The sequence below is a fragment of the Streptomyces sp. RPT161 genome (assembly GCF_027533845.1).
Classification (GTDB): domain Bacteria; phylum Actinomycetota; class Actinomycetes; order Streptomycetales; family Streptomycetaceae; genus Streptantibioticus_A; species Streptantibioticus_A silvisoli_A.
Genome location: NZ_JAPZVN010000016.1, coordinates 23700 through 37202 on the forward strand (window position 1 = coordinate 23700; position 13503 = coordinate 37202).

Annotated in this window: 14 protein-coding genes, 1 tRNA gene and 1 pseudogene; 6 read left to right on the forward strand and 10 right to left on the reverse strand. The window is 66.0% G+C overall.

Annotated elements, in window-relative coordinates:
* Positions 1-74 precede the first annotated feature (74 nt).
* Positions 75-1079 (reverse strand): DUF4238 domain-containing protein, encoded by a 1005-nt coding sequence (locus O5O46_RS25765; RefSeq protein ID WP_269857962.1) that lies wholly within the window; start codon positions 1077-1079, stop codon positions 75-77.
* 354 nt (positions 1080-1433) lie between these two features.
* Between O5O46_RS25765 and O5O46_RS25770 the strand changes: the two genes are divergently transcribed.
* Entirely contained in the window at positions 1434-2099 is a 666-nt protein-coding gene (locus O5O46_RS25770) for a hypothetical protein (RefSeq protein WP_269857963.1), read from the forward strand.
* A 457-nt stretch (positions 2100-2556) separates the two neighbouring features.
* On the opposite strand, the gene O5O46_RS25775 is transcribed toward O5O46_RS25770, so the two are convergent.
* On the reverse strand, positions 2557-2760 hold the full coding sequence (locus O5O46_RS25775) for a hypothetical protein (protein WP_269857964.1): 204 nt from the start codon (positions 2758-2760) through the stop codon (positions 2557-2559).
* Positions 2761-3298: 538 nt separating this feature from the next.
* Here O5O46_RS25775 and O5O46_RS25780 point away from each other — a divergent pair.
* Positions 3299-3562 carry a hypothetical protein gene (locus O5O46_RS25780; RefSeq protein ID WP_269857965.1) on the forward strand — a complete coding sequence of 88 codons (264 nt, stop codon included), beginning with the start codon at positions 3299-3301 and terminating at the stop codon, positions 3560-3562.
* A 684-nt stretch (positions 3563-4246) separates the two neighbouring features.
* Here O5O46_RS25780 and O5O46_RS25785 read toward each other — a convergent pair.
* Genes O5O46_RS25785 through O5O46_RS25795 form a run of 3 tightly spaced genes read right to left on the reverse strand, consistent with a single transcriptional unit; the run spans position 4247 to position 6395 of the window.
* Positions 4247-4960, reverse strand: a complete 714-nt coding sequence (locus O5O46_RS25785) for a hypothetical protein (protein WP_269857966.1) — start codon at positions 4958-4960, stop codon at positions 4247-4249.
* Between the two features lie 3 nt (positions 4961-4963).
* Positions 4964-5614, reverse strand: a complete 651-nt coding sequence (locus tag O5O46_RS25790; RefSeq protein ID WP_269857967.1) for a hypothetical protein — start codon at positions 5612-5614, stop codon at positions 4964-4966.
* Complete coding sequence (locus tag O5O46_RS25795) at positions 5604-6395, reverse strand: TIGR04255 family protein (RefSeq protein WP_269857968.1); 792 nt, start codon at positions 6393-6395, stop codon at positions 5604-5606. The genes O5O46_RS25790 and O5O46_RS25795 overlap by 11 nt, the downstream gene beginning before the upstream one ends.
* Positions 6396-7126: 731 nt before the next feature.
* Here O5O46_RS25795 and O5O46_RS25800 point away from each other — a divergent pair.
* Positions 7127-7399, forward strand: a complete 273-nt coding sequence (locus tag O5O46_RS25800; protein ID WP_269857969.1) for a hypothetical protein — start codon at positions 7127-7129, stop codon at positions 7397-7399.
* 170 nt (positions 7400-7569) lie between these two features.
* On the opposite strand, the gene O5O46_RS25805 is transcribed toward O5O46_RS25800, so the two are convergent.
* Both O5O46_RS25805 and O5O46_RS25810 read right to left on the reverse strand, forming a co-directional pair.
* A complete protein-coding gene (locus tag O5O46_RS25805) occupies positions 7570-8103 on the reverse strand; it encodes an HAD domain-containing protein (protein ID WP_269857970.1) in 534 nt (177 codons plus the stop codon).
* Between the two features lie 17 nt (positions 8104-8120).
* Positions 8121-8822 (reverse strand): hypothetical protein, encoded by a 702-nt coding sequence (locus O5O46_RS25810; RefSeq protein WP_269857971.1) that lies wholly within the window; start codon positions 8820-8822, stop codon positions 8121-8123.
* 566 nt (positions 8823-9388) lie between these two features.
* On the opposite strand from O5O46_RS25810, the gene O5O46_RS25815 reads away from it, so the two are divergent.
* On the forward strand, positions 9389-9604 hold the full coding sequence (locus O5O46_RS25815) for a hypothetical protein (RefSeq protein WP_269857972.1): 216 nt from the start codon (positions 9389-9391) through the stop codon (positions 9602-9604).
* 1120 nt (positions 9605-10724) lie between these two features.
* Here the strand turns inward: O5O46_RS25815 and O5O46_RS25820 are convergent.
* Together O5O46_RS25820 and soxR are read right to left on the reverse strand one after the other, a co-directional pair.
* Positions 10725-10798 (reverse strand) — tRNA-Pro (locus O5O46_RS25820).
* 122 nt (positions 10799-10920) lie between these two features.
* Positions 10921-11388 carry a redox-sensitive transcriptional activator SoxR gene (soxR, locus tag O5O46_RS25825; protein WP_269857973.1) on the reverse strand — a complete coding sequence of 156 codons (468 nt, stop codon included), beginning with the start codon at positions 11386-11388 and terminating at the stop codon, positions 10921-10923.
* Positions 11389-11453: 65 nt separating this feature from the next.
* Here soxR and O5O46_RS25830 point away from each other — a divergent pair, with 65 nt between their 5' ends.
* Both O5O46_RS25830 and O5O46_RS25835 read left to right on the forward strand, forming a co-directional pair.
* Positions 11454-12152, forward strand: coding sequence for a transketolase (locus tag O5O46_RS25830; protein ID WP_269857974.1), 699 nt, complete (start codon positions 11454-11456; stop codon positions 12150-12152).
* A 73-nt stretch (positions 12153-12225) separates the two neighbouring features.
* Positions 12226-13125 (forward strand): transketolase family protein, encoded by a 900-nt coding sequence (locus O5O46_RS25835; protein ID WP_269857975.1) that lies wholly within the window; start codon positions 12226-12228, stop codon positions 13123-13125.
* Positions 13126-13313: 188 nt separating this feature from the next.
* Here the strand turns inward: O5O46_RS25835 and O5O46_RS25840 are convergent.
* Positions 13314-13484: pseudogene (locus O5O46_RS25840) on the reverse strand (pirin family protein); the annotation flags it as partial.
* Positions 13485-13503 lie beyond the last annotated feature (19 nt).

The window sequence follows — 13503 nt, forward strand, 5'->3', positions numbered from 1 at the left end:
GATTCTCACCGATGGGACCGACAAGGGCCCGGCTTCTGTCGGTATCTGCCTACGCGAGAGGACTCCTGGGCCGCCTATGCGGGCTGCCGCCCGGCTGAGAGTTGGTCGAGTTCCCGTTTGCGGTGACAGATGTTGCGCACCAGTTCCTGGAGCCCGCTGCTGGGGCGTAGGAAGACGCGGTCGTGGGCGGTGAGTACCTGGAGGGTGTTGATCTCCATGACCACCGGCCAGGGGACGGTGAGTGTTTCGTTGCTTGGCGAAAGTGCCAGCAGGTGCCAGGGTCCGAGGGGCAAGACTGCCGTAATGGCGTCCCCGAGTGCTACTCGGATGGTCCGGCCCTGGGGTCCGGTTCCGCGAGTGAAGGCGGGCGTGTCGCCGATCAGGAACTCGCTGTCGTCCTGCGGCGTGACGATCTGGAGGCCGGCGTTGGCGACCTGGCGCCGGGCCATGGCGTAGATCTCCTCGATACGGGCCCGGAGCAGGGCCCAGGACCCGAACAGCTCGACGGACGGTTCCAGGTAGCGATGGGCGAAGTACTCGATGCCGCTGGGCCCCACCACATGCAGCCCGCGTTCGCGCAGCACCGCGCCCCGCAACTCCTCACGTCGCTCCCCGGTGAGCCTGGCCAGCGTCCACAGGTACGCGCGGATGAACGACTGGACGTGCAGATCCCGGTAGGTGCGCGAGCGCGTGAGATGAAGTGCCAGCAAGTCACGCAGCACCGCGACGTGAGCCGGGTCGTCCAGCGCGGTTCCGGCGTCGACGGCCGTGAACACGGCTGGCAGGTGCTGCTCGGTATCGTTCCACAACTGCTCCAGCGAGCCCGAAGCGTAAGGGACGAAGTCCTTCATCCAGCCAACGCCGTTGACGCCCTTGAGGGTGTGCCTCCTGTCGGGCCAGTTCACGTCGAAGGGGTAGAGCGCCGGGCCTCCGGGGCTCGACTCGGTGAAGCGCTCCAGCAGGACAGAGGAGATCAGGTGCTGCTTGTGAACAGGGCTCGCCGTCTCGGGAGCCAGCTCACGAATGCGGGCGAGCGTACCATCCACGACCATCGGGGTGATGACCCGATTAGCGTTCATAGCTCGATGGTCGCATCATTCTCCGACAACCAGCACTCCTATATCCAGGAAAACCTGACTGATACTCACGGGCTGAGCCCGGAGCAGGTCGGGGGATGTGCCCTTGGCTATCGCCCAGCGGCAAGGGCAGGTCCGTCGACCGCTCCTGTCCTGCACTGCCGCGACACGCAACACCGCCACCGCCCCCGGCCACAACGACCCACCTCCACTGTCGCGATCAACAGACAGCCCTCACCAGCTCTCCCTAAAGGTCAACCCAACGCCATCCCAGACTTTTTCAGGGGCAAGTAGCTAGGAGTCGGCAGCTCAGCCAACTTAACTCAGCAGTCCGTGGGTTGGCCTACGCTCCTCGCCGTGATAACTCTGCTCCTCGCCGCCGCGCAGCCTGTGCCGGCCGCCACCAACCACAGCCCGAACGGTGTCGACATCGCCACCGCTGTCGGCACCGTCGCCACCGCCGTCGTGGCCGTTGCAGCCCTGATCACCACCATCGTTCTGTCCGTCCAGGAGCGCAAGCGAGCGGCCACCGAGCTTGAGAGGACGCGGGCGGACGCGGACGCCAGGGTCCAAGAGGAACGTGACCGCTTCGAGACGCAGCGGGTTGAGGCCGCAGCAAAGTTCCAGGAGGAGCGCGAGCGGTATCAAGCCGACATCGCCCGCGCTGAAGAGCAACTGGCCAACGAGCAACGCCGTGTCGAAGCCCAGCGGGTGAAGGAGTACCGGTTGCGCACCCTCGAATCAGTAGCCGAGCAGTATGCCCGGTGGGAGGCAAACAAGGGCCAGCCTGAGGCATCGGAAGCGGCCGGCCGACTACAGGTCCTGCTCCGGTTGCTGCCCGACGGCATCGCGCCGATCCTCAAGAACGAACTCAGCCTCGTGGAGGAGCCGCTCGACCGAGCGTTCATCGATCAACTCTTCTTGGAGAAGAGCGGCAATATCCCAAAGCCGTTCCCCAGCACGGGGATCTACGCCGACCTGGCCCGGTGTGCCCAGCAGATCGCCGGGCCTTCCGCGTCGTAGCGCAGGTGAGCGCTCAGCCAGCTGCTGGCGGGGTTTCCTTACTCCTCAGGAACGCGGCTCGGAGCACGACCGCCGCCCATCGTGCCCAAGATTGGGCACCGGCTCTGCCTGTCCCAGGTGACCCACTGCCCCAGAAAGCCGGTGGCCCGCGGCAACTGATGAGGTAGCCGAGACCGAGCTCAACAAGGGCTGAAACATCGGCCTGATTGCTCTGCTGATTCAGCCCTTAGAACGACTACGACCTGACGGCACTATGCAAGGGCAACGTGCCGGGGGCCCCAGGGGCACCGAAGGAGGGTCCGAGAGGTTGCGTATGCCGGAGCAGACCAAGCAGGTAGGTACGCCGAACGGATGAGCGAGCTTGTAAGGCAGGGGGCGCGGTTCGAACCCGACAGGTGGTCACTCCACCCGCTCAGCTCGCCGGCCAGGTTCATTCGGCGCTGTGATCAGCTTGTGCTCACGAGTAGAAACCCTGGCCGTACTCCTCAGGACCGACAGCGAAGTCGTCGGTTCGGTCACGGCGCAGTTCCTCGTACCGGGCAGCGAAGATGTCGATCGCCTCGGGGATCGAGCAGTCCAAGGTGTCGCGGATCGTTCTTAGCGCGAACAGGATCCGGTGACCCAGGATGTCGCGGTCCACCCTCGCCGGCAGTTCGGTCATGGCTCCTCCAAGCGCTGTACCAGTGAAGCACAGCAACCCCAGCAACCGACCCCGACTCCTGGCACCCGCCAGCGACCCAATCGCGACGTGTATGACCCCAATCAACCGTTCTCTCTCTAGAGCTACGGATCAGAAGTCGCTGTGGGCGTAACCACGGGTCGGCTGTGGTGGGTTGCTCTCGTCGACGGCAACTACCTGGCACAGTGGCTGAGGCTGGCAGCCGATACCGCAAGGCACAGGCGTAACTTTATGATCACTTTTTGCTACTGTGATGTAACAGTGGGTGCCTGCTTCCCGGTGCTCGCCATAGGTTCGCCGCGTGAAGTATGCGTACTTGATGCCTAGGTCTCGATCTATCCGACGGTGGATGGCCGGGCAATTAGCGAAGCGTGTCTCTATCGCGTGTCTGCTGGTCTGCGCCCCCACCGCAGCGGGAACGGCCGCATGGGCTGAGCGTGTGCTCGGCCTTGACCGGCAGTCAGGACCATCGTCTGGTTACACCCAGACGATTCAGAGGGTTCATGCCGATATACTCGAAATGACAACCCTGACGTCATTGGTGCGTGTTCGACGAGCCGCTTCGGCGGCTCATGTAAGCCCGATTACCGTTCCGAATACTGGTGGGGCGACACCGGCGCAGGTGCAGAACCTTCTTGCCGCCCAGGCCCGCAGTTCCCGTCAAGCACAGATCATCACCAGTACAGTCTCGTTCGCGGCCGCTGCCGAGTGGGCGGCGATCTTCAACTTTTACCTGTTGCCGTGGTGGAAGCGTCGCAAGGCTGGCTCCCTGGCTGCTGGGTAGCAGCGCCGACGTCCCTTGTCCTAGGTTGCGGCCGACGCCAGGCATACGCGCGCCCGGCCGGACTTCGCACCCGCCGTCGTGGCTGACTTTCGTCGGCTGAGGTCGTGGCGGGGCAGCACCGAACAGACCTGCCATCACCCGGCCGCGACTCGTACGGCGGTGGGGGACGAGCGCAGGGCCTCTGCCCGGCGCATGCCACTACCGCGCCAGATCCAGCGGTCAACCACGGTCAACACCGGAGAACCACTCCAACACCCCCCGACGTTCGCCCAGGTGACGAACCCCCAGCTCAGCAGCCATGCGCCCCTGCCTCTCTTACAAAGCAGATGTCGGCGGTTCGAATCCGTCTGTGCCCACCGACTGACAACTACGACGAAGGCCCAGGCTATCCGGTATGAACCCGGAAACCTGAGCCTTGATCTCACCCACGCCTGCACCGCATCGAGTGGACCGCCCGACCAGTGCTCTTCCTGGTGCTGGCGCACCGGTAGGCCGTCAACTTCCCAGTGTGTGCGGAGCCGTTCGCCAGCGCCAGGGCATGATTGTTGGGCGCTGGCTGGCTGTTCATGCGTCGCAGTCGGCAAGCCCAGATGACTCTGACTCAGATTGGCAATTGCGCAGGGTGCGCACAAACGCTCCGAGGCCCCATCCCGGCTGAGCGCGGCGGGCTTCGGAGCGAGAGCGTCAGTTCCTGCTTTCAGCGCGCAACTGTCTGAGATAATCCGTCATCTGCTTGCGCACAGTGCTCCGCTGCTGCGAGTCCTTAAGGAGACCTTGACGCGTGCGTCCGCCGAGATCCTCACGTAGCCAGGCAATGCATTCAGCGAAGGCCTCCTCGCTCTTGACATCCCGGTCTTCTCGTTCGAGGCACCAGTCCTCAATCAGGTCTGCCTCCTCGTAAACTCCGAGGTTGGCCTCGTTGAACTTGTGGGTCTCAACCGTGACGCGACTGAAGTGCTTGACCCTGCGCTGCAGCATCAGGTTGATACCGGCAGGGGTTAGGCATGCTATCCGTGTACCGGCTTCGAGCTGGCTGGGGGAGACCTGGAAGCAGGAGTCAAAGAAGGCCGCGCAGGGGTTCGCCTTGCCATCAGCCCCGGGGAATGGAGCTGGAAGGAACATGCGGTTGTAGTGGCCGGTCCTCCAACTTCCAGGCTGGGTGCGACGTACCTGGGCGACGACGAGTCTGGCCGCCAGGTTGACGCCGTCCTCGCCGCGGAGTGAACAGGGGTGGTCCAGGACCATGACGGTCTCGACGGTCGAGCTTCCGTCCGTGTCGATGACCGCGACGTTCTCGAACACATCCCCGGTCAGAATGGGGCGGGCGGGGTTCACGTCCTCGCCCAGGGCGCGATACAACTCTGCTGGGTCCCGCGGCTTCTCCATTTCTATCGGCACGAATCACGCGTCCTTGGGACGGATAGACATCTCGCCGTCGTGGTCTAGGTAAACCTCGAAGGAGGAGCGGTATTGTTCGCGCCACTCAGGGTCGTAGGCGGTAAGGATCTGCTCGGCGTCGCTGTGACCGTTAGCGTGTTCCAGGACTAGGTCTGGGTGACCGTCAGAATAAAGGTCGATGGGGGTCACGGGAGCGCTTGCGGAGATCGGCATCTCGAACCATGAGGCGGCCTCCTGGATCATGTACTTTTCCATGATCAAGTCGCACATGGCCAAGAGGCTCGCGAGTCGTCGGCGGTTCTCGCCAGTGACTCCTCCCGCCCGGCGCCACTTCTGCACAGCGGGCACGCTGACACCGATCATGCGGGCGACGTCGCGCCAGGCGAAGCCGAGGTCAGCGATCTGCTCCAGCAGGGTCTTCGGCGCTAGCCTCCCGCGCTGATTCGTGCGCAGCTGCCAGTCATGGAATAGGAGGTTCTTGTGCAGTTCGGTGGTGGTCTCGGCGGCCTTCTTGGTCTGGTAGCGCAGCGAGCCTGCGGCTTCCGCCAGCTCGCCGAGTTGGCTGGCTGAGGTGGACACCGGCTCCAGCGGTTCCACGAGGCTGGCTGTCGTGCCGGTGGTAGACGGTACGAGGCGGGCGATGTTACTGGTCACGGCGTAGAACCTCCCGGCAGTCCTTGGTGACGAGCTGCTCAAAGAGCTCGTAAGCACTTAGTGCGACAGCGTCGTAGCGGCGTTCGATGTCGCTCCAGTCGACCGGGGGTGTCTCAGCGGCTGGGCTCCAGTAGCTGTCCAGGTCCAGCAGGTAGAAGGGGCCGGGTGGGGGTGTAGCACTGCGCCGGAGATCACCACTCGGGTCGACCGCGTAGCCCTCCAGGTTTCCGTGCCGGAGCGCCACTCCACAGTCTTGATCACCGAAGACTGCCAGCCCCTGCCAGGACTGCGCCTGCACGTCGGTTCCTGCCTGAAGAGCGGAGATGCTGGTGAGGGCCGGGGCAATCCATGCCGCCCAGTCTGTGGGGCGCTCGATGCCTACGCGGATCTCGTTGATGTAGCGAACCCCAAGCCGTGTGATGCCGTCGGCTGGCGCTACCTTCTGGCGTGCGGCTACCGCCAGATGCACGAGCTCACGCAGGCTGCTACGCCTGTGGTAGCGAGTGGTCTCCACGACGATGGCATCCGGCCTATACGTGATAGAAGCCGTATTGTCGCGGGTCATGTACCTGGGATCGGTTGTCTGCTGCGGCGCGATGCCCGCAGGCGTCATAGAGAAGTTGACCATCCTGTCGATGGGCCTGAACAGCGGAAACCTCTCCGCGAGCACAGCCTTCAACGACGCCTGATCAGAGTCCGTCAGGGCGGGTGTGGCTGTGTGACGTAGCTCGACGATGGTCAGAACCAGCGGTGGACTTGGATAAATCTCGCGATTCCCCATGCTTGTCAACCTACCGCGCTGAAACCAGAACGACAACTGATCTGACAACCGTGGCCGGAACGCGATGGGCTGAGTGGAGCCATCTCTGGGCCATTCGAAACCGCTCAGTGATCTCTATGCGGAAACCGTCCAATCCGACATATTGTGGGTAGCGCCACCGCAGAGGGCAGCAAAGGCAGCCACGGACACGTCGTCGTTGTCACCGACCAGCAAGTGCATCAACAGATGCCGTTCCACAGGCACCCCGCCGAGATCCTGCGGTACAGCAGCGAAATAGCGCAACCACAGCAACCCCCCACACCAGTAGCGCCCTTGTACGACCCAGCAAGGGCCGCTCTGCCCCTCTGCGACCGATCCGCATAGAGCTACGGATCAGACGGTCGTTGTCAGCTCGGTGGCCGTCAAATTGCCTACGGATGCTTGGGTTTCATGCAGAGGGGCGCCCGGCTCCGCCAAGAATGAGGAGCATGGACCAAGGGACGGCTGCCGTGCTCGGCGGACTGGTCGGGGTTGGCGGAGCAACCGCGACAGCAGTGATAACCACCCGGGGACTGCGCTGGCAGACCCGAGCGCAGGCTCGTGCCTCGCACCAGCAGTGGAGGTGCCAGGTCCGTCGCGCCGCCTACATGGACTTTCTGACTGCTGCAAGGGCGGTGTCGCGGGGATGTGCTCAGCTCAGGGCCGCTCTACAGAGTGGAGCATCCGTAACACTCGTTGAGCACGCTGCCACTGTGTCCGAGGCGAAGGCTCAGCTCACAGATGCGTCCCAGGTTGTTGAGCTAGAGGGTCCTGAGCAGTTGGTCGATGTGGTCGTCGAAGTGTTCGCGCGTGCGGGTGAGCTAGAGGAGCTCGCTCGAAAGTTGGCCATCGACGCCCGGCAAGCCGGCTTCACTGGAGGCCCAGACCAAGATCAGTTCGAGTGGGCTCATGAGGCCTTCTCGGTGTCGCTGCAAAGGTTTCGCAGCTTGGCACGCGATGTCCTTGAGGATCTTGCGGCTCCCTAACCGCTGCCTCGTGCGATGGCGAAGCTGCCTTCTCGCATGACATCCACCGGTGACATCAACGACAGTGAACAGCGGCAGACAAGAGCGCACGAGGGCGGACGTTCCCTCACCGGCGGCAGCGGTCCGGGCGGCGCGGAGCCAGCATGTGGACCGAACTCCTAAAGCGGTGCTCAGGAGCGGCTGCGGGTGGTGGAGCGGAGCCAGCGGACGAGCTCGGCGAAATCGTCGTCAGTAAGGGCTGCGACCGGGTCGACACGGTGTAGCAGCGACTGCCCTTCGTGCTGGGCAGAAACCCAGAGGCGGTCCATAGCACTGATCTCGTCGTCGACCCAGATGAACGAGCGGTGGCCGGCCCACGCGACAAGATGGCGAGTCTTCCAGTGCAAGCCGCGCGGCCCCTCATCGGTAAGCACTTCTGGCCACTTGACCACAGGCAGCCGCGGCAGCCCGATGCGCGGAGCGACAGCCTCGTTCGCATCGTCCATCCAGGTGGAGGCCCACACCAACTCGCAGCCCAGCGCCATCAGGCGCGGCCCAACAGCGGGGTCGAGGCGCTCCAGCAGCGGGTTCCCCGAAACGCAGGACAGATCGGAACTGGAAGTAGGGGCCGCGGCTCCTCGGGGCTGCCCAGCTGACGGCCCGAACGGGATGAGTGGCCCGTCGACGTCGAGGAAGAGAATGGGGCGCTCCGTTGAGCCGGTCACAGTAGAACGGTAGCCCGCTATGGCGTCAATGAGGTCAAAGCGTTGCTGATCTCCCGCAGGCGCTCCTCCGGCAGAGCGAAGGTGTTGCAGGGGTTTCGGTAGGAGTGCCCGCCGTCGTTGATCCAGACGGCATCCGCCAGCCTCCAGTAGGCAGGCTCCCACTGGCCCTGGTTCTCCAGGAGCATCCCCGCTACTTCGGCGGGCTCTTCGATCAAGGTGAGAGCGGCAAGCGCGGCAGTGAGGGGAGCAGCCGCGTCGTCGGGGAGCCGCGCGTCACCGAGTGTCGGGAAGAGCAGCAGGAGGCGAGCGTGGGCATCGCCCATGCCCGCTGGTGTCGACTGTCGGGCAGCGGACAGCAGTTCCGGCCAGGCGGTTCCGGGCCCCATGAAGTGGCCGTCGTCCACTGCGAGGGTTTCCGCCGCGGGCCAAGCCGGGTGATGTATCAGGTAGTCCACCCCTTGATCTCCGTCGAAGTTGCGGTAGACGACGTAGATGGTGTGGCCGGAACGCAGGGGCACGTTGAACACCGGCCACTCGTGCTCGGCGGACAGTGCGCGGTAGAGATCCATGGCCGCGTCCCAGTCGGCACCGAACGCAGCCCGTTGCGCGTCCTCGCCACGCAAGCAAGAACCGAGGTGCACCGGCCAGAACAAGGGCTCGTCCAGATAGGCGCTCCCCTCGACCAAAGGGCCGCCTTCGTATCCCGGGATCTCCAGCACCCGAGGATCATGGCACGAGGCACGGGCACTCCTGCCTCCACGCCTTCGACAGGATGCACCACAAGCGCACCAGAACGAGCGGGGAACAGCGGGGAACCACGGTGAAAGCAGCCGAGTCCGACGGGGGCCGCTCCCTCACCGTTCGCCCAGGTCAGCGCCCGGACCGGCTGCAAAAGCTCGCAGCTTCCCAAGCTGATGGCCCCGCATCGTTGTCACGGGGAGGCCGTCACGGCTTGCTCTGGTCGACGGCATTGGCAACGTGACTTGAGGCCGGCGGGGGTGCAGCGAGGCACACGCGTGCGTGGTCGGTCGGCGTTCTCGCCGTCGTGGCTGACTGTCCTCGGCTGAGGTTCAGACGGGGCGCATCGAGCGCTGGCCGTCAGCTGAGCGCGCCGAAGCTGGGCCGTCCCTGGGCCGTCCGAGGCCGCTCGACAGTGGCCAAGGACGACCAACGACGACCACCAGGCGCACGAGCCCACCGCTCCTGACCAGGGAAAACCCAGCTCACCGAGATCCCCGGCAAGACCCAGGGCGAGAAGAAGTCCCCCGGGGCCTACGCTTTGGCCATGAGCGGCGTAAGCGGAAGGGCCCTATCAGACGGCGAGCTTCAAACGTTCTGGAAGTTGCTGCAACGAGTTTGCGACTACGAGGTGGACCAGTGGGCGAACTGGAAAGTCGAGACTCAACACGGGCCGGTGTACGTCACGGTAAGTCGTGCACTTCCGCCAGGGTTGGTCAGCGACGAAGCCTACTTCAGCCTGCCCGTCAAGCCGGAACAGTGAGCGTCGCCGTGTCTGCTGACATCCATTGCTGACATCAACGACGGTGGACATGCGCGGACTCCGGCGGATGACCCTAGACAGCGCCACTCAGCAGACGGGTGCTTCGGCAGCACCGATGCGCATACAGGACCGCTCTTGTAGAGCGGTGCTCAGCGCGTGGTCCAGTATGGGGACGTACTGCGGCGTGTTCGCGTCGCTGGGCGGCCCTCGACGGACGGCGCGTCAGAGGGGCACCGTTGCCTCCACGGTTACTTGCGACCCTGAAAACCGCGGGTGGCTCCGGTTCCCATCTGCGTTGAACCCCGCCCGGGACTCGAGCCTGCGGCCAACTCCGAATGAACCCCCGGCCAGCAGAGCTGATGCACAATCACTTCTCTTCCATGCCACGACGCGTACGCCATTGGAAGGCCAGCATGCGCGGAGCGCGGTAGCTACTTCCCCACCCCTCGGAGAGTCGGGCCACCGAGGCAAGTGCGACCGAGCATGATCGCCGACAAGGACTACTCGAGAGGTGAGCGCGCATGCCCATGCACCCCTGCGACGAACAGGGGCGCACGCCCCGATGTCCATTCCCGGAGTCCGCCCGATCGGGCGTCCCATGGCCGAGCGAAGGGCGTCGTACGGCACGCAGCTGCGCCCCACCGCGTTCCGGTTCTGGGAGTGCCCCGTCTGCAGGAGAGCGCCAAGGGGCTTTGCCTGGGCATTACGGCACGCCGAGCGCAGCATCGAGGGTAGGCGAGGAGGGCTGACCTGCGAGAATTGAGGCTCATGGTCACACGAGCTAGCTCGCCGCCCCGGCCCATGGGGAGCATCGCCCCCCGCTCCCTTGGCCAAAGGTCGGCCAGAAGCCGCCAAGGGTCATTTAGGCCTCTCGATGCCCACTACATCAACATCATCCCGGGTGACCTCGCCGCCCACCGGTTGACGACGGCGCGCAACGTCCCCGTACCGCGTCCCACATCAACCCGACCGGGCGACGGACAAATCGGTCCCGATTGACCCCACTTGAGGCTGGGAGCAAGAGCGCTCCCAGAGGGCTCCCCGTTCGCTCCCACCGCAAACACGACAAAGGCCGCTTCCGTTACTCACGGAAACGGCCTTCGACCTGCGGTTTCGCAAGTCGGGACGACAGGATTTGAACCTGCGACCCCTTGACCCCCAGTCAAGTGCGCTACCAAGCTGCGCCACGTCCCGGTGCTTGATCGGCTGGGGGTTTCCCCCGGCTGACCGCGCACGAGAACAATACCGCACTTCGGGTGGTGGCTGCTCACACCCCGGGGTTCCGACAGGGCAAGTAGTCAAATGAGCACGCAGCGTCACGACTGCTCGGGGGGTGCCCCCTCCAGAAGGTAGCGGGCGCCCGGGCCGGACTGGGCGGCGGTGTCGGCGGGGTTGTACAGGCGGCACCTGGTCAGTGACAGGCAGCCGCAGCCGATGCAGCCGGTGAGGCGGGTGCGTAGCCGCTCCAGGTCGGCGATCTGGGCGTCGATGCGGCGTTGCCAGGCGCGGGCGACCTGGGCCCATTCGGTGGCGTTGGGGGTGCGCTCGGCGGGCAGCTCCGCCAGGGCCGCGCGAGCCTCGTCCAGGGTGAGGCCGACCTGCTGGGCGGCGCGGATGAAGGCGACGCGGCGCAGGGTGGCGCGCTTGTAGCGGCGCTGGCCGCCCGCGGTGCGCTCGGAGTGGATCAGGCCCAGCTCCTCGTAGTAGCGCAGAGCCGAAGTGGCCAGGCCGCTGCGGGCGGCGAGTTCGCCGATGGTCAGCCGGTCGTGGGCGTTGGGCGACATGAGGCCGACGATAGCCGGTGAGCGCCGCTTGACTTCAAGCGAGCTTGAAGTTGCACGCTCATCGCATGACTTCCACCAGCAGTGTTCATGACTTCGCGGATCTTTCCGGACTGATGTCGCTCATGACCGGTGACGAGAAGCACGGCCCGGCCGCCACCTCCACGCTCGACGTGCTGTGGGTGCTCTACGACCGGGTGCTGCGGGTCTCCCCGCAGACCGCCGACGCCCCCGACCGGGACCGTTTCCTGCTCTCCAAGGGGCACGGCCCGATGGCCTACTACGCCGTGCTCGCCGCCAAGGGGTACATCCCGCAGGAATGGCTGCCGGGCTTCGGGGCGTACGAGTCGCGGCTCGGGTACCACCCGGACCGGACGCTCGTCCCCGGCGTCGAGATCGGGTCCGGTTCACTCGGGCACGGGCTGCCGCTCGCGGTCGGCACCGCGCTCGGGCTGAAGGCGCGGGGGCTGTACCACCCCCGCACCTGGGTGCTGGTCGGTGACGCCGAGATGGACGAGGGCAGCAACCACGAGGCGGTCGCCTTCGCGGGCGCGGTGGGCCTGGAGGGGCTGCATGTGGTGGCCGTCGACAACTCCTCGGCCACCTACGGCTGGCGCGGCGGGCTCGCTTCGCGCTTCGCGGCGGAAGGCTGGTCGACGCTCACCGTCGACGGGCGCGACCACGAGGCGCTGTACGAGGCGTTCACCACACCGCACCCCGGCCGACCGCACGCCGTCGTGGCCCGCGTTGAGCCCAAGGACGCCTGATCGCGTCCGTTGCCAGCAAACCCCGTTGCCAGCAAACACACTGCCCGCAAACCCTGTTGATCGGACATCAGTTATGGACACCATGCGTGAACGATTCGCCGCCGTCGCCACCCGCCTTCTCGACGAGGACCCCCGGCTGGCACTGGCCCTCGCGGTCATCTCCGCCGACCGGTTCAAGGACGCGGCCCGCGCCCACCCCGACCGGGTGATCGACGTAGGTATCCGCGAGCAGCTGCTGGTGGGGGTGACCGGTGGGCTGGCACTCGCCGGGATGCGGCCCATCGCGCACACCTTCGCCAGCTTCCTGGTCGAGCGACCCTTCGAGCAGGTCAAGCTCGACCTCGGTCACCAGGGCGTCGGGGCGGTGCTGGTGAGCTCGGGCGGCTCGTACGACATCGCGTCCGGCGGGCGTACCCACCAGGCGCCCGGCGATGTGGCGCTGCTCGACACGCTGGACGGCTGGACGGTGCACGTACCGGGTCATCCGGACGAGGCCGAGGCACTGCTCCGGCATGCCGCCGCGGACGGTGACAACCGCGTCTACCTGCGGCTGAGCGACCAGTCCAACCCTGAACCGCTGCCGGTCTCCCCCGGCCGTCTCCGGTTGCTGCGCGCGGGGCGGTCAGGCGTGGTGCTGGCGGTCGGGCTCATGCTGGACGCCGTACTGGAGGCGGTCGAGGGGCTGGACGTGACCGTGTTGTACGCCTCCACGGTGCGGCCGTTCGACGCGCACACACTGCGCGCGGAGGCGCGGAGCGCCGAGGCGGCGGACGTGGTGCTGGTGGAGCCGTATCTGGCCGGCACGTCCGTGTCGTACGTCGCCGAGGCGCTGGCCGATGTGCCGCACCGCGTCCTGGGCCTGGGCACCGCGCGCGAGGAGCTCCGCCGGTATGGCACCTGGCAGGAGCACGTCGCCGCGCACGGGCTGGACGCGGGAGGGCTGCGCAAGAGGATCACTGGGTTCTTGCGGTGAGGACGGGCGGCCGCCGCCTCACCGGCGGCGCGAGGCCCGCGGCGGCGGGACTGCGGTCGTCAGCCGCGGCCCCGAAAGCCACGGCGGCGGACGGCGGCGGGGCGCGGCCCCATCAGTGGCAGCCTCACCCACCAGGGAGCACGCGGCCCTCGTTCCGGCGCGCCGCCACACCCCGGGCGCCGCGCCTCTCAGCGACTCCGCCCCCGTGGCTTGAGCGGCACGGAAGGGAGTGTGGGGGCGGGGATCGGCGGACCGGCGTAGCCGTGAACCGTGCCGTAGTCCCGCTCCGGCACCGTCATCCAGGCCTCGCGGGCGGCGGCGATCTCGTCCCCGGTGCGCCCGACGAAGTTCCACCACATACCACGAGTTTCCCGGCTC

Bases quoted from the DNA above. Each gene is read 5' to 3' on its own strand.
- O5O46_RS25765 (WP_269857962.1), bottom strand. From the start codon at position 1,079: ATGAACGCTAATCGGGTCATCACCCCGATGGTCGTGGATGGTACGCTC.
- O5O46_RS25775 (WP_269857964.1), bottom strand. From the start codon at position 2,760: ATGACCGAACTGCCGGCGAGGGTGGACCGCGACATCCTGGGTCACCGG.
- O5O46_RS25780 (WP_269857965.1), top strand. From the start codon at position 3,299: ATGACAACCCTGACGTCATTGGTGCGTGTTCGACGAGCCGCTTCGGCG.
- O5O46_RS25795 (WP_269857968.1), bottom strand. From the start codon at position 6,395: ATGGGGAATCGCGAGATTTATCCAAGTCCACCGCTGGTTCTGACCATC.
- O5O46_RS25815 (WP_269857972.1), top strand. From the start codon at position 9,389: ATGAGCGGCGTAAGCGGAAGGGCCCTATCAGACGGCGAGCTTCAAACG.
- soxR (WP_269857973.1), bottom strand. From the start codon at position 11,388: ATGTCGCCCAACGCCCACGACCGGCTGACCATCGGCGAACTCGCCGCC.
- O5O46_RS25830 (WP_269857974.1), top strand. From the start codon at position 11,454: ATGACTTCCACCAGCAGTGTTCATGACTTCGCGGATCTTTCCGGACTG.
- O5O46_RS25835 (WP_269857975.1), top strand. From the start codon at position 12,226: ATGGACACCATGCGTGAACGATTCGCCGCCGTCGCCACCCGCCTTCTC.